This window comes from Frisingicoccus sp. (genome assembly GCF_048388605.1).
GTDB lineage: Bacteria > Bacillota > Clostridia > Lachnospirales > Lachnospiraceae > Frisingicoccus.
Window position 1 is genome coordinate 1 of record NZ_DBGCTU010000036.1, and the last position, 19,513, is coordinate 19,513.

At 41.4% G+C, this 19,513-nt stretch carries 18 protein-coding genes and 1 pseudogene; 18 read left to right on the top strand and 1 reads right to left on the bottom strand.

Annotation, left to right across the window (positions count from 1 at the left end):
- Positions 1–346 precede the first annotated feature (346 nt).
- The 7 genes from ACMN7X_RS09260 to ACMN7X_RS09290 all read left to right on the top strand — a co-directional run bounded on the left by ACMN7X_RS09260 (position 347) and on the right by ACMN7X_RS09290 (position 8,417).
- A complete protein-coding gene (locus ACMN7X_RS09260) occupies positions 347–1,084 on the top strand; it encodes a DUF6577 family protein (RefSeq protein WP_418747181.1) in 738 nt (245 codons plus the stop codon).
- 6 nt (positions 1,085–1,090) lie between these two features.
- The gene (locus tag ACMN7X_RS09265) at positions 1,091–2,128 is read left to right on the top strand and encodes a nucleotidyl transferase AbiEii/AbiGii toxin family protein (protein WP_418747182.1); all 1,038 of its coding nucleotides are present in this window, start codon (positions 1,091–1,093) and stop codon (positions 2,126–2,128) included.
- A gap of 252 nt (positions 2,129–2,380) precedes the next feature.
- A complete protein-coding gene (gene gmd, locus ACMN7X_RS09270) occupies positions 2,381–3,433 on the top strand; it encodes a GDP-mannose 4,6-dehydratase (protein WP_418747183.1) in 1,053 nt (350 codons plus the stop codon).
- Entirely contained in the window at positions 3,433–4,374 is a 942-nt protein-coding gene (locus tag ACMN7X_RS09275) for a GDP-L-fucose synthase family protein (protein ID WP_418747252.1), read from the top strand. Before gmd ends, ACMN7X_RS09275 begins: the two co-directional genes overlap by 1 nt.
- Before the next feature lie 14 nt (positions 4,375–4,388).
- Positions 4,389–5,702, top strand: coding sequence for a sugar phosphate nucleotidyltransferase (locus tag ACMN7X_RS09280; RefSeq protein WP_418747184.1), 1,314 nt, complete (start codon positions 4,389–4,391; stop codon positions 5,700–5,702).
- The gene (locus ACMN7X_RS09285; protein WP_418747185.1) at positions 5,674–6,696 is read left to right on the top strand and encodes a type I phosphomannose isomerase catalytic subunit; all 1,023 of its coding nucleotides are present in this window, start codon (positions 5,674–5,676) and stop codon (positions 6,694–6,696) included. Before ACMN7X_RS09280 ends, ACMN7X_RS09285 begins: the two co-directional genes overlap by 29 nt.
- A gap of 53 nt (positions 6,697–6,749) precedes the next feature.
- Complete coding sequence (locus tag ACMN7X_RS09290; RefSeq protein WP_418747186.1) at positions 6,750–8,417, top strand: phospho-sugar mutase; 1,668 nt, start codon at positions 6,750–6,752, stop codon at positions 8,415–8,417.
- An 87-nt stretch (positions 8,418–8,504) separates the two neighbouring features.
- Here ACMN7X_RS09290 and ACMN7X_RS09295 read toward each other — a convergent pair whose 3' ends face one another.
- Positions 8,505–9,143 carry a DUF6088 family protein gene (locus ACMN7X_RS09295; protein WP_418747187.1) on the bottom strand — a complete coding sequence of 213 codons (639 nt, stop codon included), beginning with the start codon at positions 9,141–9,143 and terminating at the stop codon, positions 8,505–8,507.
- A gap of 311 nt (positions 9,144–9,454) precedes the next feature.
- Between ACMN7X_RS09295 and ACMN7X_RS09300 the strand changes: the two genes are divergently transcribed.
- The 11 genes and pseudogenes from ACMN7X_RS09300 (at position 9,455) to ACMN7X_RS09350 (ending at position 19,365) form a co-directional block, all read left to right on the top strand.
- Entirely contained in the window at positions 9,455–10,333 is an 879-nt protein-coding gene (locus ACMN7X_RS09300) for a DUF4365 domain-containing protein (RefSeq protein WP_418747188.1), read from the top strand.
- Positions 10,334–10,443: 110 nt separating this feature from the next.
- On the top strand, positions 10,444–10,830 hold the full coding sequence (locus ACMN7X_RS09305; RefSeq protein WP_418747189.1) for a hypothetical protein: 387 nt from the start codon (positions 10,444–10,446) through the stop codon (positions 10,828–10,830).
- A gap of 196 nt (positions 10,831–11,026) precedes the next feature.
- Positions 11,027–11,173 carry a hypothetical protein gene (locus ACMN7X_RS09310; protein ID WP_418747190.1) on the top strand — a complete coding sequence of 49 codons (147 nt, stop codon included), beginning with the start codon at positions 11,027–11,029 and terminating at the stop codon, positions 11,171–11,173.
- A 301-nt stretch (positions 11,174–11,474) separates the two neighbouring features.
- Positions 11,475–11,798 carry an antitoxin VbhA family protein gene (locus ACMN7X_RS09315; RefSeq protein WP_418747191.1) on the top strand — a complete coding sequence of 108 codons (324 nt, stop codon included), beginning with the start codon at positions 11,475–11,477 and terminating at the stop codon, positions 11,796–11,798.
- A gap of 51 nt (positions 11,799–11,849) precedes the next feature.
- Entirely contained in the window at positions 11,850–12,464 is a 615-nt protein-coding gene (locus ACMN7X_RS09320; RefSeq protein ID WP_418747192.1) for a DUF6088 family protein, read from the top strand.
- A pseudogene (locus ACMN7X_RS09325) lies at positions 12,461–13,459 on the top strand (nucleotidyl transferase AbiEii/AbiGii toxin family protein). Before ACMN7X_RS09320 ends, ACMN7X_RS09325 begins: the two are co-directional and overlap by 4 nt.
- Positions 13,460–13,514: 55 nt before the next feature.
- Positions 13,515–13,832 carry a hypothetical protein gene (locus ACMN7X_RS09330; RefSeq protein WP_418747193.1) on the top strand — a complete coding sequence of 106 codons (318 nt, stop codon included), beginning with the start codon at positions 13,515–13,517 and terminating at the stop codon, positions 13,830–13,832.
- 349 nt (positions 13,833–14,181) lie between these two features.
- Complete coding sequence (locus ACMN7X_RS09335; RefSeq protein ID WP_418747194.1) at positions 14,182–14,967, top strand: helix-turn-helix domain-containing protein; 786 nt, start codon at positions 14,182–14,184, stop codon at positions 14,965–14,967.
- A gap of 57 nt (positions 14,968–15,024) precedes the next feature.
- A complete protein-coding gene (locus ACMN7X_RS09340; RefSeq protein WP_418747195.1) occupies positions 15,025–16,908 on the top strand; it encodes a hypothetical protein in 1,884 nt (627 codons plus the stop codon).
- Between the two features lie 178 nt (positions 16,909–17,086).
- Positions 17,087–17,422 (top strand): type II toxin-antitoxin system RelE/ParE family toxin, encoded by a 336-nt coding sequence (locus tag ACMN7X_RS09345; protein WP_418747196.1) that lies wholly within the window; start codon positions 17,087–17,089, stop codon positions 17,420–17,422.
- A gap of 212 nt (positions 17,423–17,634) precedes the next feature.
- On the top strand, positions 17,635–19,365 hold the full coding sequence (locus tag ACMN7X_RS09350) for an AAA family ATPase (RefSeq protein ID WP_418747197.1): 1,731 nt from the start codon (positions 17,635–17,637) through the stop codon (positions 19,363–19,365).
- The last annotated feature ends 148 nt before the right edge of the window (positions 19,366–19,513 follow it).

Below are 19,513 nucleotides of genomic sequence, written 5' to 3' on the forward strand. Positions count from 1 at the left end.
TTCGGTTGTAAGTATTAAAGGCTTTGGCGTATTCATGGTTATACTCCTTTCGATAGCACTGATTAGAGTATAACACAAAACAAATAAAAAGTGTAGTCAAATAATAGATGATGTACTAGTACCGTGAATGCATAAACAGAGAGATGTCTAAAACTAGGTGCTTATATAAATTCTAAATATTCCCATGTATTATTTGTAATTAAAATGGTTATTATATTATTGGCACTAAAATTATATTAGTGCCGAAAAAATATTGACGATTTTGAAGGAAAGTACTAAACTATTTTTATACTAACGGCACTTATGTAATGAAAGTGCCGTAAAAATATGTGGAGGTGATATCACTATGACAGAAGAAGTATATTTCAGAGGGGTAAATAATGTGACGGAATTTACGCGTAATGAATTATTAAATTCTTTTCGTCAGGGCGGATATCGATTAAGTGAATCATCCTTTTACAAGAAGGTTGAAAATATGGTTAATGCCGGTGAGATAGTAAGGGTGGGACGTAACCGCTATTGCTTGCCAGATGATAAGCAGCAAGTGTACAGACATGATTATTCCGAATTAGCGAAAGAAGTAGCTTCGCATATAGAAGAACAGTATCCGTATTTAGATTTTACGATATTTGAGTTTATTCAAATGAATGATTTTGTAAATCACTTGGTGGCTCATAATGTTATATTCCTGTCAGTAGAGTCAGATGTGATGGAATTTGTATTTGATTCTCTAAAAGAGAAGTATCCGGGAAAGGTGCTTATTAATCCTACGGTAGATATCTATCATCAATATTGGTCAGATAACATGATTGTAATCGTAAAGCTTACAACGGAAGCTCCTAAAGGACAGATAAAAAAATGGCATACAAGATTGGAGAAGTTATTAGTTGATATTATGTCAGAGCCATTATTGTTAGCATCCATAAGTGAGGCGGAGTATCCGGGAATATTTATAGATGCTTTTGAAAGGTATTATATTGATGAAAACTGTCTATTTAGATATGCCAACCGAAGAAAGAGTAAAAAGAAAATAAAAGAACTGATACATGATAAAACAGATGTTACATTAAAAATAAAGGAGTAAGTTCAAATGCTTTTAAAGGAAAATTTTAAGGAGGAACACATTCGTGACTTACAAAAAAATAGCAAGAGAGATCCTGTGCTTTTGGAACGTGCAGTGTATGCGTTTGGACTTCTTGAAGCACTGGCAAGAGTGGGAATGCCATTTATTTTTAAAGGTGGTACTTGCCTTATGTTATTAATGGACAAACCACGCCGATTATCTACAGATATTGACGCTATTGTGGAACCGGGAACGGATTTGGATGATTACTTGGAAAAGGCATCTGTAATATTCCCGTTTCAGAAAGTGGAAGAACAGAAAAGAACAGGTAAGAACAATATCGAAAAGCGTCATTTTAAATTTACCTATGATTCTCCAATTAACAATAAGAAGTTTTATATATTGTTGGATGTACTATTTGAAGAAAACTATTATGCAGAAGTCATAACAAAGGAAATACGAAATGACCTGTTGCTGACGGAAGAAGAGTATCTTACAGTTAAAATTCCGAGTGCTGATTGTATTCTGGCAGATAAATTGACTGCCTTTGCTCCACATACAACAGGTATTGAGCTTAATAAAGGTAAGGATATGGAAGTTATGAAGCAGCTTTATGATGTGTGTTCTTTAATAGAGGTTTTTAAAGAATGTGATGTTGTAAAGCGTACATATGAATCAATTGCATCGGCAGAAATTGCCTATCGTGGAATAGATGTAACACCAACGGATTGTTTATGGGATACCTTTGAAGCAGCTTTGTGTATTGCATCGCGAGGCAAGGTCTGTGCAGAAGAGTATCCGTTATATGTTAAGGGTATTCGTGACTTACGTGGACATATTTATGCAGAAAACTATAGCCCAGAAATTGCAGCAGGAAGAGCAACTATGGTTATGTATATGGTAATGTGTCTGTTGACCAGTACAGATTTTAAAAAAGTAGAGGATTTCAGAGATTATGCGAACCAGAAGCTCGAACATGAGAAGCTGCGCCCACTTCGATATTTGAAAAAGGCGAATCCGGAAGCTTATGCTTATGTAGTTAAGACTGATAAGATAATGAAATAGATTACCGGCAATCAGAGGTGCAATGGCACCGTAGTGCATAAGCACGATCTCCTGTTTCATAATAGAAAACCTCCTTTATTCTAAAGGGTACAGCGGAAACGGGGGTGGGGCCGTCCGGTGTTTCGAACGGGAAAATGAATCCCAATATTGTGCAGTCTCTTTTTGTTTTTTGCCTATTCACAGAAAAAGTCAATTTTGATAATATATAGATAAGTTATATATAAAATAAATAAGCAAAGGAGCAATAAAAATATGAATAAAGCAGCATTGATTACCGGGATTACCGGCCAGGATGGTTCCTATTTGGCGGAATTCCTGTTGGAGAAGGGATATGAAGTGCACGGTATTACCCGTAGAGCATCGGTTTCAAACACCAGTCGTATTGATCATTTGATGGGAAAGATCACTCTTCATGATGGAGACCTTTCGGATTCGTCTTCCCTTATTCGGATTATCAATATTGTGCAGCCGGATGAAATTTATAATCTGGCAGCTCAGAGTCATGTGCAAGTGTCCTTTGATGTGCCGGAGTATTCCGGTGATGTGGACGCCATTGGTGTTCTCCGTATTCTGGAAGCTGTCCGTATTCTGGGGCTGACGAAGAAGACAAAAATATATCAGGCATCAACCTCGGAGCTGTACGGAAAGGTTGAGGAGGTTCCTCAGAGGGAAACGACGCCGTTTCACCCGTATTCGCCTTATGCTGTGGCCAAGCAGTATGGATTCTGGATTACCAAGGAATATCGAGAGGCTTATGATATGTTTGCCGTCAATGGGATCCTGTTTAATCATGAATCTGAGCGCCGCGGTGAGAACTTTGTAACTCGGAAGATTACGCTGGCGGCCGGCCGTATCGCGGAGGGGCTGCAGGATCATTTGGAACTCGGCAATATGGATTCTCTGCGTGACTGGGGTTATGCAAAGGACTATGTGGAATGTATGTGGCTTATTATGCAGCAGGATGAACCGGATGACTTTGTTATTGCAACCGGTGTTCAGCATACTGTCCGGGATTTTACGGAAAAAGCTTTTGATGCCAATGGCATCACGATTCGTTGGGAGGGTTCCGGCCTTGATGAGAAAGGCTATGATGCGGAAACCGGGAAGATGCTTGTATGCGTGAATCCGCACTGGTTCCGGCCAACGGATGTCGATAATCTTTGGGGGGATCCGACAAAAGCAAAGACGGTTCTTGGATGGAATCCTCAGAAGACGAGTTATGAGGAACTTATTGATATTATGGCCAAGCATGATCGTAAGCTGGCAAGGCAGGAAAAAGCAATGAAGGAGGCGGCTGAAAAATGATGGAGAAAAACGCAAAAATTTATGTTGCCGGACACCGGGGCATGGTAGGTTCTGCCATTGTACGGGAATTGCAGCGTCAGGGCTATACGAATATTATCACGCGTACACATAAGGAGCTTGACCTTTGCCGTCAGGATGCCGTGGAGCAATTCTTTGCCGAGGAGAAGCCGGAGTATGTATTTCTTGCGGCCGCAAAGGTTGGCGGTATTATAGCGAACCAGAGTGCGCTGGCAGATTTTATGTATGAAAATATGATTCTGGAGATGAATGTGATTCACTCTGCCTGGAAAAACGGTTGTAAAAAAATGGAATTCTTAGGCTCTTCCTGCATCTATCCGCGTATGGCGCCTCAGCCTATGCCGGAAAGCTGTCTGTTGACCAGCGAGCTGGAAAAGACGAATGAGGCCTATGCGTTGGCGAAAATCAGTGGTTTAAAGTATTGTGAATTTTTAAATAAACAGTATGGGACGGATTACATTTCTGTCATGCCTACGAATCTTTATGGACCGAATGACAATTATCATCCAACCCACAGCCATGTGCTCCCTGCGCTGATTCGCCGTTTTCATGAAGCAAAGGTGGAAGGAAAAGAGTCTGTGACCTGCTGGGGTGACGGTTCTCCGTTGCGGGAATTTTTATATGTGGATGATCTTGCGAACCTGTGTGTATTTTTGATGAATAATTACAGCGGAGATGAAACGGTGAATGCCGGTACCGGCAAGGAGCTGACGATTAAAGAGCTGACTGAGTTGGTTGCAAAGGTGGTCGGCTACACCGGAAAAATTGAGTGGGATACAACAAAGCCGAACGGCACTCCGCGTAAGCTGCTGGATGTCAGCAAGGCTACCCGATTGGGCTGGACATATAAAACGGAATTGGAAGAAGGTATCCGTCTCTCTTATGAGGACTTTTTGAACAACCCTATGAGGGCTGAAAGATAAAGGAGTATAAGCATATGAATATCGTATTATTATCCGGCGGTTCCGGCAAACGATTATGGCCTCTGTCTAATGATATCCGTTCGAAACAGTTTATTAAAATTTTTAAAAATGCTGATGGAAGCTATGAATCGATGGTGCAGCGGGTTTATCGCCAAATTCGAAAAGTGGATGCCGAAGCAACTGTAACGATTGCGACCAGTAAAACCCAGGTATCTGCAATTCATAATCAGCTGGGAGAAGAAGTCGGCATTTCTGTGGAGCCATGTCGGAGAGACACTTTTCCGGCCATTGCTCTTGCCACGGCATATCTGGTTGATGTGCAGGGAGTAAGCCCGGAGGAATCCGTAGTTGTCTGTCCGGTGGACCCGTTTGTGGAAAATGATTATTTTGAGGCATTGAAAAAGCTTTCTGCTCAGGCGGATAAAGGGGAAGCCAATCTTGTTTTGATGGGTATTGAGCCAACCTACCCTTCTGAAAAATACGGTTATATTATCCCGGACAGCTCAGAAGAAACGGCGTCGGTTTCTACTTTCAGGGAAAAACCAACGGCCGAAGTGGCTGCGGAATATATCCGTCAGGGGGCGCTTTGGAATGGCGGAGTCTTTGCCTACAAGCTGAAATACGTATTAAATAAAGCCCACGAGTTGATTGATTTTAGGGATTATCAGGATTTGTTTGAAAAATACGATACGCTGACAAAAATTTCTTTTGACTATGCTGTCGTAGAGAAGGAAGATCAGATACAGGTCATGCGTTTCGCGGGCCAGTGGAAAGATTTGGGCACATGGAATACGCTGACTGAGGCAATGGAAGAAAGCAGTGTCGGCGAGGCTATGATGAATGAGAATTGTAAAAATGTTCATGTTATCAATGAATTAAACGTTCCGATACTTGCAATGGGACTGCATGATGTGGTGATTTCCGCTTCACCGGAGGGAATTCTTGTAAGTGATAAGGAGCAGAGCTCTTATATCAAGCCTTTTGTGGATGAGATTGACCAGCAGATTATGTTTGCGGAAAAAAGTTGGGGAAGCTTCCGCGTGCTGGATGTGGAGGATGAGAGTCTGACGATAAAGGTTACATTAAATGCCGGTCACAGCATGAATTACCATAGTCATCAGAATCGGGATGAAGTTTGGGTTGTGACTTCGGGCAATGGACGGACAATTGTCGATGGTATGGAGCAGCCGGTAAAAGCCGGCGATGTGGTGACGATGCAGGCCGGATGCCGCCATACGATTATTGCCGGAAGTGAATTGAAGCTGGTGGAAGTCCAGCTTGGCAAGGAGATTTCTGTCCATGATAAACAGAAGTATGTGCTTGAATAATGAAGAAAAGAATCCTAAGCCATTTTTGTTGAAACCAAGCGGGAAAGATTACCTTTGGGGCGGCAGCAGATTGAATGATGATTTTTCAAAAGGGATTGATTTGATACCATTGGCAGAAACCTGGGAGTGTTCAACCCACACGGATGGCCCAAGTACCGTGGCGAGTGGTGTGTTCATCGGGCAGACTCTGGCAGAAGTATTGAAGAGTCATCCGGAATATCTTGGCACTCATCCGGTGACGGAGGGGGAATTGCCGATATTGATCAAACTGATCGATGCCAAAAGGGATCTTTCTGTGCAGGTACATCCCGGGGATGATTATGCCCGTGAACATGAGGACGGGCAGTTTGGGAAAACTGAAATGTGGTATGTTCTTGATGCGGCAAAGGATTCAAAGCTGGTATACGGGCTGCGCCACAGTGTGGGAAAAGAGCAGCTGAGAAGGAGCATCGAGGATGGCACAGTGGAAAAATATCTGCAAAAGATACCGGTAAAAAAGGATGATTTGTTTTATATAGAGGCCGGAACGATTCATGCAATCGGTGCCGGTGCGTTGATCGCAGAGATTCAGGAAAATTCCAATCTTACTTATCGGCTGTATGATTACAATCGTGTGGGAAAGGATGGAAAAAAAAGAGAATTGCACATTGATAAGGCTTTGAATGTGGCGAATTTAAATGCCAGTGCTGAGCCAAGACAGCCTCTGCGTGTGCTGAAGTACCGCCCGGGCTGCGCTTCGGAACTTTTGTGCCGCTGTAAGTATTTTGAAGTTCATCGGATGTTGGTGAATACAGAGAGGTGCAGAGACATGGTGGATTATCAGGCGGACAGCAGTTCTTTCCGGGTTTTGCTATGCACAGATGGCTGTGGTGCCATTTATTTTGGAGAAAAAGATTCTCTCTGTTTTTTTAAGGGAGACTGTATCTTTGTGCCGGCAGATTCTGCGAAACTCAAAATTCATGGACGGGCTCAGTTCCTGGATGTGAGAGGATAGTGCAGTATATATTTGAGAGATTTTATTTGGAATAAGCAGAAAGGGTAAAGAGTATGGATTATAAAGAAGAATATGAGCGTTGGCTGCAAAATGTCGATGCGGATATGAAAGAGGAACTTGGAAAATATACTGCTCAGGAAATTGAAGATTCCTTTTATAGAAATCTTGCCTTTGGCACAGGGGGGCTCCGCGGTACTATTGGCGCCGGAACAAATCGTATGAATGTTTATACAGTAGCAAAAGCATCTCAGGGATTGGCAGACTATTTAAAGAAAAATTTTGATAATCCTTCTGTTGTTATCGGTTATGACAGCCGGATTAAATCGGATGTTTTTGCAAAGATTGCCGCATCAGTTTTTTCAGCCAATGATATCAGGGTGGAAATCTGGGCTCAACTTCTTCCGGTTCCGACGGTTTCTTTTGCGGTGAGATATCTTCATGCGTCTGCGGGTATTATGATTACGGCATCCCACAATCCGTCAAAGTATAACGGCTACAAGGTTTATGGAATGGACGGCTGTCAGATTACGACGGAGGCTGCAGAGGAAATTCTTGCGGAAATTGAGAAGTTGGATATTTTTTCAGATGTGAAACGGATGGATTTTGAAGCCGCCGCGGATGCCGGACAGATTACTTATATCCCCGATGAAGTTTTGACATTGTTTAGTGATGAAGTGAAAAAACAGTCGGTTTTGTTTGGCGAAAAAATCAACAAAGATGTGGCGATTGTTTATAGTCCGCTGAATGGCACGGGGCTTGTTCCGGTTATCCGCACTTTGAAAGAGACGGGCTATACAAATATTACGGTGGTTAAAGAGCAGGAGCAGCCGGATGGCAATTTTCCGACCTGTCCATATCCAAACCCGGAGATTAAGGAGGCAATGGCACTTGGCATGGAATATGCCAAAAAGTATAATGCGGATCTGCTTCTGGCGACTGATCCGGATTGTGACCGTGTAGGTATTGCGGTAAAGAATTCAGAAGGGGATTATGTTCTGCTTTCAGGCAATGAGACCGGCCTGCTTCTTTTGGATTATATATGTTCTCAGAGGACGAAGCATAATAGGATGCCTGACAATCCGGTTGCAGTGAAGACAATTGTGACCATGGACCTTGCGGAGCGAATCGCGGAAAATTATGGTGTGGAAACCAAAAATGTTCTGACAGGCTTTAAGTTTATCGGTGAACAGATTGGACTATTGGAAAAAGCCGGCAGGGAGGAGCGATACATTTTTGGCTTTGAAGAAAGCTACGGCTATCTGACGGGTACCTATGTTCGGGATAAGGATGGTGTAAATGGGGCTTATCTGATTTGCGAGATGTTCAGCTATTATAAGACAAAGGGGATTAGCCTTTTGGATAAACTGAATGAACTGTATGCAAGGTATGGGTATTGCCTGAACACACTTCATTCTTATGAATTTGACGGGGCGGCCGGCTTTTCAAAGATGCAGGATATTATGGAGAAATTCCATGGCGGTATGGATGCGATCGGTTCTTTAAAAGTACTGAAAGTTCTGGATTACTCCAAGGGGCTGGATGGTCTGCCGAAGTCAGATGTATTAAAATATTTGCTGGAAGATGATTGCTCCGTGGTTGTAAGGTCGAGCGGTACTGAGCCGAAGCTGAAAACCTATATCAGCGTGAATGCTAAAAATCGGGAAGAAGCCGAAATTGTGGAAAAGCAGATTGTGGATAGCTTGAAAGAATATTTTTGGTAAATAACAGAAAAAGGGGCTGTCGGTTAATAGACAGTTCTAAAACAACATGAGAATGCAGATATTTGAAGATGAACACTACTATATCTATCATGATGTAAATTCATAGATTAACCTCCATTCAATAAGTTTTTTTGCTGTTTGGGCTGTGACAGAAGGCAGAACCTCTGCAAGCTGCTTTTGGGTAAAGCTGTTTTTCCGTAGATACTGTTTCAGCAGGACCGTCATTTTCTCTTGGGAAAGTTCAGCATATTTTTCTGTTGTGGAGACCGTATCCAGGAATTGCAGGAGCAGGACATTTTCTTTTGTGATCTGCATGATTGGGTGCTTGAGACGTACATTCTGGCCGCCGACGGTTATGGTACGGCCTTTCGTGGCCTCTTTATCGGTTACAATCTCTATCACCGCAGGCATCTGGGTTGTAAGCCCAAGTCGGTTGGAAAAATATGCCCCGGAAAAATATCCATAGGTATCGGTGCCATTTTCAGTGTATTTGCGGGTGAGCACTTTTAATGGATCCAGATAAGTCTTTTTTAATAAGCGGGAAGCTTTGGGGAGATAGTATGCCCCGGTATCAAAACGGACCAGATCGCCGGATTTTACCATGCGTTTAAAATATTGGCGTAATGCATTATCAGTCAGGTTTTCCAGCTCTATTTCACTGATCAGGATCGGCTCATTGTAACCATAGGTTTTTTCTAAGTATTCTTTCAGCATATCCACCTTCACTCCTTTCACCTCCATAATACTATATTTATATCAATGAAATCAATAAATATGTCAAATATAGTATGGGAGGAAAAGAAGTATATAATACACTTTCAGGTGAATTTTTATTCCGTTTCTGCAAGCTCCTCAACAGGCTTTCCACAGCCTGGAGGATGGGGTACTGGGTGTGGCGGAACTGCCCAAAGTTCGGCGGCAAGGTTTCAGTAAAAATCTAAGACGGTCAGCGTGGAAAGGCTGGAATAGATTACTTTATATAAAGAAGGATTGATAGCTATTAATTGAACGGAAACTTTTGGGAGGAGGCGCTCAACATGCAAACAGATCGGATAGGTGTCAATGCGGTTGGCCTGGTTTTTGAAAAAATAGGCTTTGCTTTTAGGGAGCAGCCGATTGAAGATTATGGAATCGACGCGATTATTGAAAGACGGGTATCGGGCAAGCCTTCGGGAGAACTGATCGGGGTTCAGATTAAAAGCGGTGTTTCTTTTTTTAATGAAGTAAAGAATAATAAGGTGATTTATCGAGGGAAATTAAGCCACTATAATTACTGGTTAAATTATTCATTGCCGGTTATTCTGGTTTTGTACAATCCTGAGACGGAACTTTGCATTTACGAGTTGATTGATCAGAAGAAAATCGAGAAAACGGACAGAGGTTGGAAGATTGAAATTGATTGCAGCAATGAACTCGAAAAAAGCGAGATTGCGTTGACTGCAATCTGCAGCAGGCAAAGTGAATATCAAACTAGATTAAATACATTAGCATTTTCTAAAGGGTTAATGGCGCTTGCGGAGCAAGGTGAGCTGATTGCAGAAATTATGGAATGGGTGAATAAGAGTTCCGGACGGGGAGAATTTATTCTAAAAAAAGTAGATTCCGATGGCAATGAAACATTGTTAAGTGAAAGCGCCATTTTCGGATTCGGATTAAAGAGTTATGAAGAAGTCATACAGGAATTATTTCCATGGGCGAATATCGAGGTCGATGCGCTTTTTTATGATGTCCATGGGGATAAAGAGTTTATCGAATATAGCAGGAACGGACGAAAGATATATCCCTGTGAAAACAGAGCTGGAGAGGTTGATTTTTATCGATTAATTTTGAGCTTAAACGAAGTTGGAAAATCGTTTTTAACGTTGAATACATTTTTAAATGAAGGGGAAATGTATCATGTAAGGTTTGACCAGTGAATTCATCAGCCAGATAAAAGAACGCAATGATGACGCAAACGGGAGACAAAAATGTTGAATAAAAAGGCTGAATGTGATATAATGTGAAAGAAAGCAGAAGGGAGGCGAGAATGGTGATTGATTTATCAAAATTCAGGACCTTTGATTTTAATGAAGGCGTGCCGTATTTCTCAATCACAAATAATGGAATTACATTCAACAAATCAGTGATTATGAAGATGAAGTATCCAACGCATGTTAGGCTTCTGATTAATGAATCGGAGAAGCAGGTTGCAGTTCAGGCATGTGGTGAATTTGATGATAAAGCGGTGCAATTCTATAAGGAAAAGCCGAATGGCGTTTTGTCAGTACGGTGGAATGCGAAAGATTTGATTAATACGATTGCCAGGCTATGTGATTGGAATTTGGATCGGACATCCTATAAAGTGAATGGTGTTCTTGTCCCGGAACTTAATTTGATGCTGTTTGATTTAAATAAAGCAGTCACTATGGTATAAAACTTGCCGTATTTCTGATTTCAAAAAAAGAGTTCATTCGAGGTTGGAGTCTCAAATGAACTCAAACGGAAATAGCGGAGACAAAGAATCGTCTGCTAAAACCGATACTACACATCTATTTTAGTATTTGTCTCTGCCAATTTCCATATAATTTTCAACTTGCGTTGAAAAAATCTTTTGGAAGGAGGCAGATTGTATGACGAAATATTCGCAGGATGAACTGGTTTTCACAGCATATATTACACTGAAAAATGGACAGCGTTTGTATGCCAAACAGCGAGGAAAGAAAGTCTTTTGCTTTCCGCGGAGAGAAGCTCAGAGCAGCGAGCATGAAGAAGCGTAGCCCGTAAGGTTTTGCTTGTGGAGGATGGTTGACGATTACATCCTCTTTTTTATTAGGGGGAGAAAATTTATATCTGGTGTGGCTACACCGATAATAGGAAATAAGAGAAGCATCTGTCAGAGCTCAATATGATAGGTGCTTTTTTTCCTCATCTTTATGAAGGGCAGGAGATTGCTGAGAAACGAGTGAAAGCGATGGCGGAGGAAGTAGTGGTTAAAGAAGTAATTTATATATAATGTGAAATTAAAGAGTATTGGGAATATTTTAAGATTGGATATTAAGCAGGAAATGAGGCGTGTCTATGTCAGCAGACAAAAATTGGCAATTTGAGCTGGAAGAATATATAAAACAGGGTGAACCTGGTCAAATTGAAAAAAGTGAAGCCTGGCAGACTGCAATTGGTCTGCAGGCTGTAGACGGCTTGCAAACATCTGCGTATCTGCTTGATACAGCTAAGGATTATATTGAAGGAAAAATCAGTATTGATGAGGCTCAAAAACGCATTCAGAGCTATTATGAGAAGCGTATAGAACGCACGGAAATTGAGGCCGATACTAAGGAAGCGGATCGGTATAAAAACTTTCCTATGTGGAATACTACAAATAAAACTTGCGGAGGCTATTGAAAAAATGTCCCGAATAATATATAATATTCGGGACAAAAGGAGGTGCTCAGAGTGGCAAACGGGTATTCCAGACAGATTCAGGAACGGATTAGCAATGCAGTAGAAGGAACCGTATTTGTCAGTTCTGATTTTGCAGATATTGCAGATACGGAAACCATAAGGAGAAACTTGAACCGCCTTACGCAGGCAGGGATGGTACGCCGGATTTTGAAGGGCATTTATGAAAAACCAGAATATAGTGAAATGCTGAAAGAATATGTTGCGGCAGACCCGGACGCCGTAGCAAAAGCACTGGCCCGGAGTTATCACTGGACAATTGCCCCGTGTGGAAATACAGCGCTAAATCTGCTTGGCTTATCTACACAGGTAACGGCGGTGTGGTCCTACATCAGTGATGGCCCATATAAGATTTACGAATGGAACTCTACAAGGCTGGAATTTAAGCATAGGACCAATAAGGAAATCACCGGGCTTTCCTATATGACGATACTTGTTATTCAGGCGTTGAAAACGCTGGGTAAAATGAATGTGACTTCTAAAACGGTCCAGGCGTTGCAGTCCAGGTTAAGTGAAGAAGATAAAGCTGCCATGTTAAAGGAGGCAGCACAATCCACAGACTGGGTCTATAATACGATACGGCAAATTGCCGGGGAGGGACAGAAATGATACGGGTTGCAAGGTTCTCAGATAATGATAAGCGGAGGCTGTTCAGAAACACAGCAGATAAAATGGGGTTGAATGATGCGATTGTGTAAAAAGATTTTTGGGTGTGCTTTACACTGGATTATCTGTTCCACCGCTCGTCCTGGAAAGATGCGATTACATTTAGGGGAGGGACCAGCTTATCAAAAGCATATAATCTAATCAGCCGTTTCTCCGAAGATATTGACCTGATTCTGGACTGGCGGATATTGGGATATGGCAAAGATGAACCCTGGGAGAAACGCTCTAACACGAAACAGGATGCCTTCAATAAGGAGGCCAATGTGCGGGTAGAGGTGTTTTTAGCGGAAACTTTCTGTCCGGCAATTAAAGAGGGGTTATCGCAGGAACTTGGTTGTGATGCAGATATACATATGGATAATGAAGAAAGGCAGACTGTTATTTTCTCCTACCCGAAATTATTCAGCAATGCAGGCACTTTACAGGTGATCCGTTTGGAGATTGGCGCTTTGGCAGCATGGACGCCGGCAACGGCGGCTGAAATTGCTCCGTATGCAGCAGAGTATTATCCGGATGTCTTCGGACAAAAAAGTACAAGTATTTTGACCGTGGCACCGGAGCGCACCTTTTGGGAGAAAGCTACAATCCTGCACCATGAGGCCAACAGGCCGGAACATTTGGAAATGCCCCAGCGATATTCGAGACATTATTATGATCTCTACCGTATGGCTACTACCCCTGTAAAAGAAGTTGCGTTTTCTCGGCTCGATCTGCTGAAGAGGGTCGTGGACTTCAAAATGAAGTTCTATCCGAGGGCGTGGGCAAAGTACCCAGAGGCTATGCCGGGCACCTTGAAGCTCATTCCACCTGAATACCGGTTTGCGGCGCTGGAGGCGGATTATGAGTCAGTGAAAGATATGCTCTACGGTGATGTTCCTATATTTGAGGCGGTCATAGATACGGTTCAGAAATTGGAAAAAGAAATCAATACGCTTTAACAGTGAACTGAACGCATCATTCCCAGAAGGTAATACAAGAGTCACAGCAGTTTTCATGATTAAGTATATGAAAACATTTGGGTTCAAAGTGAACAATGATGCTTTTGAAAAGAACTCATGGTATTTCCGCAATGCCTTGGTAAGAGCGAACTATAATGATTTACAGAATGGCGTTCATGCAACGACAAAGTTTCTTGAACTGTTCTTTAGTAATTTGATTTTGGGGACAGAATATGAGTTGAAGAACCGATATATGCATGTGGATTATGCAGAAGCTGAAAATCTCCAAAGTGTCAACCTAAAGTCTCCAAAGTCTCAATTTGATACTTTGGAATGCACTTATTCGCAGAGTCGATGGAAAGAGATATGGTAAGTGGAAAGTGCTGATTTAATAAACACATTATCGTTAGGAAGAATATACTAATCAAGCCGAGGTGTAGAAATACATCCCGGCTTTTCTTAGTTTGGGGTGGGTAAGGGGATTCTTTGGAGGTCCATTTTTTGTTGGCCATTTTTGAGGAAAAGAGGAGATGCCAATCAGTCATTTGTCTGATTTTCACGACAGAATTACGGAAAACGGTCAAAACACAGGATATTTGATTGTCACTTAATTCCTTTTGAAACACTAAAAATGTATTGATTCAATACAAAAATGGTTGACAAAAGCAATTTGTATTGATACAATACAAATATGAAGAGACGATACAAAAAGGGGCGGAATAATGCTGGAATTTGAATATGATGAAGATAAGCTGGAATATTTTAAGCGTGAAACCGCACAAACAAAAGAAGATGTATTGAGAAGTGTCCGGCTTCAGATTTTTATGACAGAAAAGGGGAGCTTTCAGGATAAAGAGCATTCGGTGGCTTTTTATGTAAAATATTTGGATTTGATGAAGCGATTTAAAAATGCAGTCGAAAAGACAGTATTGTTTGAAAAACTTGAGGACTGGTGGTATTACACGTGGCAAATTGATGAATCCGGAGCATCTCTCATACTTTCACATATAGATGATGTGGACTTTGCTGATCCGGAAAAAGAGGAGGAATCCACTTTTTTTATTAGTGACCAGGAGTTTGTTCTGTTACGATTGGATACTAAATTATTGACTATTGAAGAATATGCGGAGGGCTATGGAGTAGGCGTAGGTACAGTGCGTCAATGGATACGCCGCGGCAAATTGCGTAGTGCGGTAAAATATGGGCGAGAGTGGAGAATACCGGAATTGGCAGAGGTAACGAAGAGAGGATATGTTTACGGTTATTATGTGTGGACGAATTATCTGACAGATTTGCCGGATGAATACAGCTTTATGAATGATTATACATCAGTATCAATTTCACAAAATGAAGATAATAAATCAATGTATGAGATTGTGTTTGGCGGCAAGGGCAAGGAAAGAAAAACCCTGGTAATGGAAACGAAGGAGAAAGAAAAATTTGAATTGATGCTGATTAGCAATCCAATGATTAAGGCATATGCCCGCACTGTAGGGTCATTCATGTAACATATTGCATTACAGCTCTTGATGGAAAAGGTTATAAAATTATGAGAGGGGAAGCCAATGAAGATTGAGTTTTTGATGAACGGAATTTCTGACATAGCAAAAATATATAATAAGAAAATGGAATCTTCTCCACTTGATGGGGAGGAAGTTCCGTCTTATGAATATATTGGACAGGCATATTGTGAAAGTGTTGTGACAAAGGCGGCAGAAAAAATAGCAGGTATTCAGGAATTTTCCTATCAGGGCGATTTTGAACGTATGGCGAATGAAGTATTTGTTTTGCATTCTGCTTCCAAGAGATATACGGTTCTTTTCACCATTGATACATATAAATATGAAAAAGCACGATTGCTTGTGACTATTTCAGCAGAGGACAGGGATGATGTTGAGACATTGTCCGAGGGCGGTGTGATTGAAGCAGGTGATGGGAATCAGCAGAAATATTCCCTTCCTGATGGTGAAGAATATGATATACTGCTCGAAGTATTAAAATTGGAGTTAAAAGAGGCATTGAGGCCGGACTGGAAATCTTGTGCATGGATTGTAGATGAACAGTCTGAAATGCTCTGTACCAATTTGTATCCTTTGATTTTTAAGGCAGAAAACAATTTGCGGGCATTTGCCAATAAAGTGCTTGTTCACAGTGTTGGGCCGGATTGGTTGAAGCAGCCCGGCTTGGAAAAATATCGAAACAGCCATAGTAAATTATCTTCGGAATTTAAACGCGAGGTTCCCTGCTTTGCCAATATTGATGATACTTTTATCGCAATGACATTGGAAAGTATGATGGAAGTGATAAAAAAGGCGAAAATTTATGATGAAACGATTGAATTATCAGATTCGGATTATGAATTGCTTCACAAAAAACTGGTATTTGATACGGAAGCAAAATCACTGATGGCGTTCTTGCAGAAGAAGCGTCATGCTAAAATCTCGTTTTGGGATGATATTTTTAAACAGTATTTTGAGCCTGAGAATATATTCCAGCAGACGGTTACGGCGTTTATAAAGAATCGAAATCATGTTGCCCATAATAAATTGCTGAATTGGTCTGCCTATCAAAAGATGCTCCAAACAATATCTTCTTTGGATAACATAGTTAGGAAAGCTAATTCGGATTTTGAACGCTCTGTACCATCGGAAGAATTGTATATGACCTGGCAGGTCGAAGCAGATGAAGCGAGAGATGAACAGGCTATGGAAGATTGGGAAAGAAATTATCTGAGAGCTCGAATTGAAGGGGAAACAGGTGTAGAGATTCTATATGAAGATGGCATTTATGATAAGTTTTGTGAGCGATTAGATGCGTTTTACACAGAAATATCGGATGGCTATTATTTCAATCCTCAATTTTCCGTCAGCGGGCAGTACGGAATTGATATGGAGGCAGGAGAGCAGGTATTTTTCGATGTGACCAGTAATGCTGTGGAATCAGGCAAAATTGAGATAATTGTTCAGATGAGTCTTGATGGGGATATGGACTCGGATAGTGAACTGCAGCTTAGCTGCAGGAAAGCGGACAGTAAGGAAATTCTTTTTAGTGCTGCTATTTATTATCATAATGGTTCAGGCTGGGAAGACTATTTTGAGGGAACAGTTGAGGTGGACAGCAATTCAGAATATGATGACAGTGAACTGGAGGAATTTAAGCAGAGACTCAAAGAATACATTGATGATGAATTAAATCCGTTGATTTCAGAGCTTGAAGCGATGGAATATGAGGCAGGAAGGCATGGCGGTAAAAATCCGGTGGCAGATTTTCCGTGTGCGGAGTGCGGGAAGCTGGGGATTTCTGTATTTGAAGATTTTTATCCTTTTGGCCGCTGTTGTTATTGCGGCATGGAAAACGATGTATATGTATGTGATTTGTGCGGTGCCGTTTTTGGTGATGGAGAGGGGAAAAACGGTATATGCAATGCGTGCCTTCATCAAAGGACATGAAAAAATAAATTTAGGTGCGGGACACAAATTCGTCGAATAAATCTTGAAGTTTTGCAGAGGCTATGATTCGTCTGATGATGTGTGAACTCAATGCCGACATCCGTTCGGCTGAGGGAGAAGGATGGATTCCTGAAGAAGATTTCCGTAGTTATTTTCATAACAGAAGGAACGAAAAGAGATGAGCTATTTAGTACGGTATACGCCGGAGGCGATACGTGATATGGATGCTGTATGGGATGGTGTGTATGAAGCTTTAAAGAGTTATGATATCGCGGATCGATATATTGAAGAGTTTGCAGACACAATTACAGCAAAAAAGGCCTTCCAATTTTCTGGAATTCCGCTTGAATACCGTGGCTTGTTTACGGGGTTCTATTTTGTGAATTACAAGAAATACAAAGCGTTCTATCACGTGCGTGACGGTTATCTGGAAGTTATCAGAATCATTATGTCGAAGAGTGATTACATTAAGATGCTCTTTGGGGAGCAGGAAGAGCCGTTTGATGATTTTTAAAGTGGAACCGGCATAAGAGAAAGCATCTGTTGTATATAAAAGTACGATAGGTGCTTTTTTCCTTGATGGTTCCCCTAGGAACAGGGGGTATTGTCTATATAAGAGATAGCTTGAAAAGGCCTCCGGCTAAATCCGAAAAAAATGGACTGGCAATAAAAGATGGTATATAATAGATTCAAAGCGAGAAGAACGATGAAGGGGCGTGTGGGAATATGTTAAAAAAATTGCCTGTAGGCGTGGATGGATTTGAGAAAATCAGAACTCAGGACTTTTATTATGTAGATAAAACGATGTTCATATCTGAACTCCTGGAGAACTGGGGCGAAGTAAACCTTTTTACGCGCCCGCGCCGTTTTGGAAAGACGCTCATAATGGATATGTTGAAATCCTTTTTTGAGATTGGCTGCAACAAAGCGCTGTTTGACGGCTTGAAAATTGCTCAGGAGCAGGAACTGTGTGAGCAGTATATGGGAAAGTTTCCGGTAATATCTGTGACATTGAAGGGTGTCAGTGGAGATAGTTTTTTAGCGGCCGCTAATGCAATGCGCAATGTTATTGGCAACGAGGCTCTCAGATTTGAATTTTTGCAGAACAGTCAACAGCTCTCTATCGCGGAAAAAGAAAAATATGCCCAGTTGACGAGGATAAGTGAGGGAACAAAAGACAAGGCTATCTATGACATGTCTGATGCGGTTCTTGTTGAGAGTTTGAAGACTCTATCCCAGTTGCTTTCCAAGCATTATAGGGAAAAGGTTATTCTTCTTATAGATGAGTATGATGTTCCGCTCGACAAGGCGTTTCAGGGCGGCTATTATGAAGAAATGGTTTCTCTTATCAGGAATTTGTTTGGCAATGCTTTGAAAACCAATCCGAATATGTATTTTGCTGTTATTACCGGTTGTTTGCGCATCACAAAAGAAAGCATTTTTACAGGTTTAAATAATCTGAAAGTGAATACGATCACAAATCCGAGATTTAATGAGTATTTTGGGTTTACGGATGAAGAGGTAGACGATTTGCTCTCTTTTTATAGATTGGAAGCGCATAAAGAAGAAATAAAAGATTGGTATGATGGATATCATTTTGGAAAAAAACAGATACCCATACGGGATGCCCGAATGGGGCTGTATTGTCCATGGGATGTAATTAGCTATTGTGATGACCTTTTAGCGGATTCAGCCATGCCCCCAAAGAATTATTGGGCAAACACAAGCGAAAATGCTTTAGTCAAACGTTTTATCTATAAGGCGGATCAGACAACGAAGGATGAAATTGAACAGTTGATCAATGGAGGAATTGTTTCTAAACGCATTAAGCAGGAATTGACCTATAATGAACTTGACAGTTCGATAGAAAATCTTTGGAGCATACTTTTCTCAACTGGGTATTTGACTCAGAGAGGGAATATTTATGGAGATGATTTAGAACTTATTATTCCAAATAAAGAAATTAAAATGTTGTTTATCAGGTTAGCGGAGGAATGGTTCAAGGATAGATCCAGAGCAGATTTATCAAGAATCGAGAAATTCTGCGCAGCCTTCCCGAAAGGGGATGTGAATCTGATTGAAGAAATGCTCCATGATTACCTGTGGGACTCTATCAGTGTGCGGGATACGGCAGTCAGAAAGAATATGAAAGAGAACTTCTATCACGGAATGGTCTTAGGGCTTTTGCAGAGCCGGGGCGATTGGCTGATCAAATCGAATGCGGAGCTTGGCGAGGGTTACAGTGACATCGTCATCTACACACCGGATAGGGTTGGGATGATCATTGAATTGAAATATGCGGATGATGGCAATCTGGAAAGGGGATGCCTAAAGGCGCTTGAGCAGATTGAAGACAGGAAGTATGCGGTTGGCCTGGAGCATAAGAGGCTAAAGAAAGTTCTTAGATATGGTATGGCATTTTATGAAAAAGAATGCAAAGTAGTACTTGCCGAGTAATGAATAGAGAATACTGGGATAGCCCATTGGTAGTTATCTGATTGGCAGAGAAATCTGCCGAATGGAAAACAATCCGATGGGCTTTTTGTTGATTTTTTTTCCGGGTTATGCCTGATTTGTCAATTTCGGGCTGTACCGATTCGATGTA

Coding starts and splice junctions, on each gene's coding strand:
- ACMN7X_RS09280 (WP_418747184.1), top strand. CDS start 4,389: ATGAATATCGTATTATTATCCGGCGGTTCCGGCAAACGATTATGGCCT.
- ACMN7X_RS09275 (WP_418747252.1), top strand. CDS start 3,433: ATGGAGAAAAACGCAAAAATTTATGTTGCCGGACACCGGGGCATGGTA.
- gmd (WP_418747183.1), top strand. CDS start 2,381: ATGAATAAAGCAGCATTGATTACCGGGATTACCGGCCAGGATGGTTCC.
- ACMN7X_RS09340 (WP_418747195.1), top strand. CDS start 15,025: ATGAAGATTGAGTTTTTGATGAACGGAATTTCTGACATAGCAAAAATA.
- ACMN7X_RS09300 (WP_418747188.1), top strand. CDS start 9,455: ATGCAAACAGATCGGATAGGTGTCAATGCGGTTGGCCTGGTTTTTGAA.
- ACMN7X_RS09305 (WP_418747189.1), top strand. CDS start 10,444: ATGGTGATTGATTTATCAAAATTCAGGACCTTTGATTTTAATGAAGGC.
- ACMN7X_RS09285 (WP_418747185.1), top strand. CDS start 5,674: ATGATAAACAGAAGTATGTGCTTGAATAATGAAGAAAAGAATCCTAAG.
- ACMN7X_RS09315 (WP_418747191.1), top strand. CDS start 11,475: ATGTCAGCAGACAAAAATTGGCAATTTGAGCTGGAAGAATATATAAAA.
- ACMN7X_RS09335 (WP_418747194.1), top strand. CDS start 14,182: ATGCTGGAATTTGAATATGATGAAGATAAGCTGGAATATTTTAAGCGT.
- ACMN7X_RS09260 (WP_418747181.1), top strand. CDS start 347: ATGACAGAAGAAGTATATTTCAGAGGGGTAAATAATGTGACGGAATTT.
- ACMN7X_RS09310 (WP_418747190.1), top strand. CDS start 11,027: ATGACGAAATATTCGCAGGATGAACTGGTTTTCACAGCATATATTACA.
- ACMN7X_RS09265 (WP_418747182.1), top strand. CDS start 1,091: ATGCTTTTAAAGGAAAATTTTAAGGAGGAACACATTCGTGACTTACAA.
- ACMN7X_RS09290 (WP_418747186.1), top strand. CDS start 6,750: ATGGATTATAAAGAAGAATATGAGCGTTGGCTGCAAAATGTCGATGCG.
- ACMN7X_RS09350 (WP_418747197.1), top strand. CDS start 17,635: ATGTTAAAAAAATTGCCTGTAGGCGTGGATGGATTTGAGAAAATCAGA.
- ACMN7X_RS09345 (WP_418747196.1), top strand. CDS start 17,087: ATGAGCTATTTAGTACGGTATACGCCGGAGGCGATACGTGATATGGAT.
- ACMN7X_RS09330 (WP_418747193.1), top strand. CDS start 13,515: ATGATTAAGTATATGAAAACATTTGGGTTCAAAGTGAACAATGATGCT.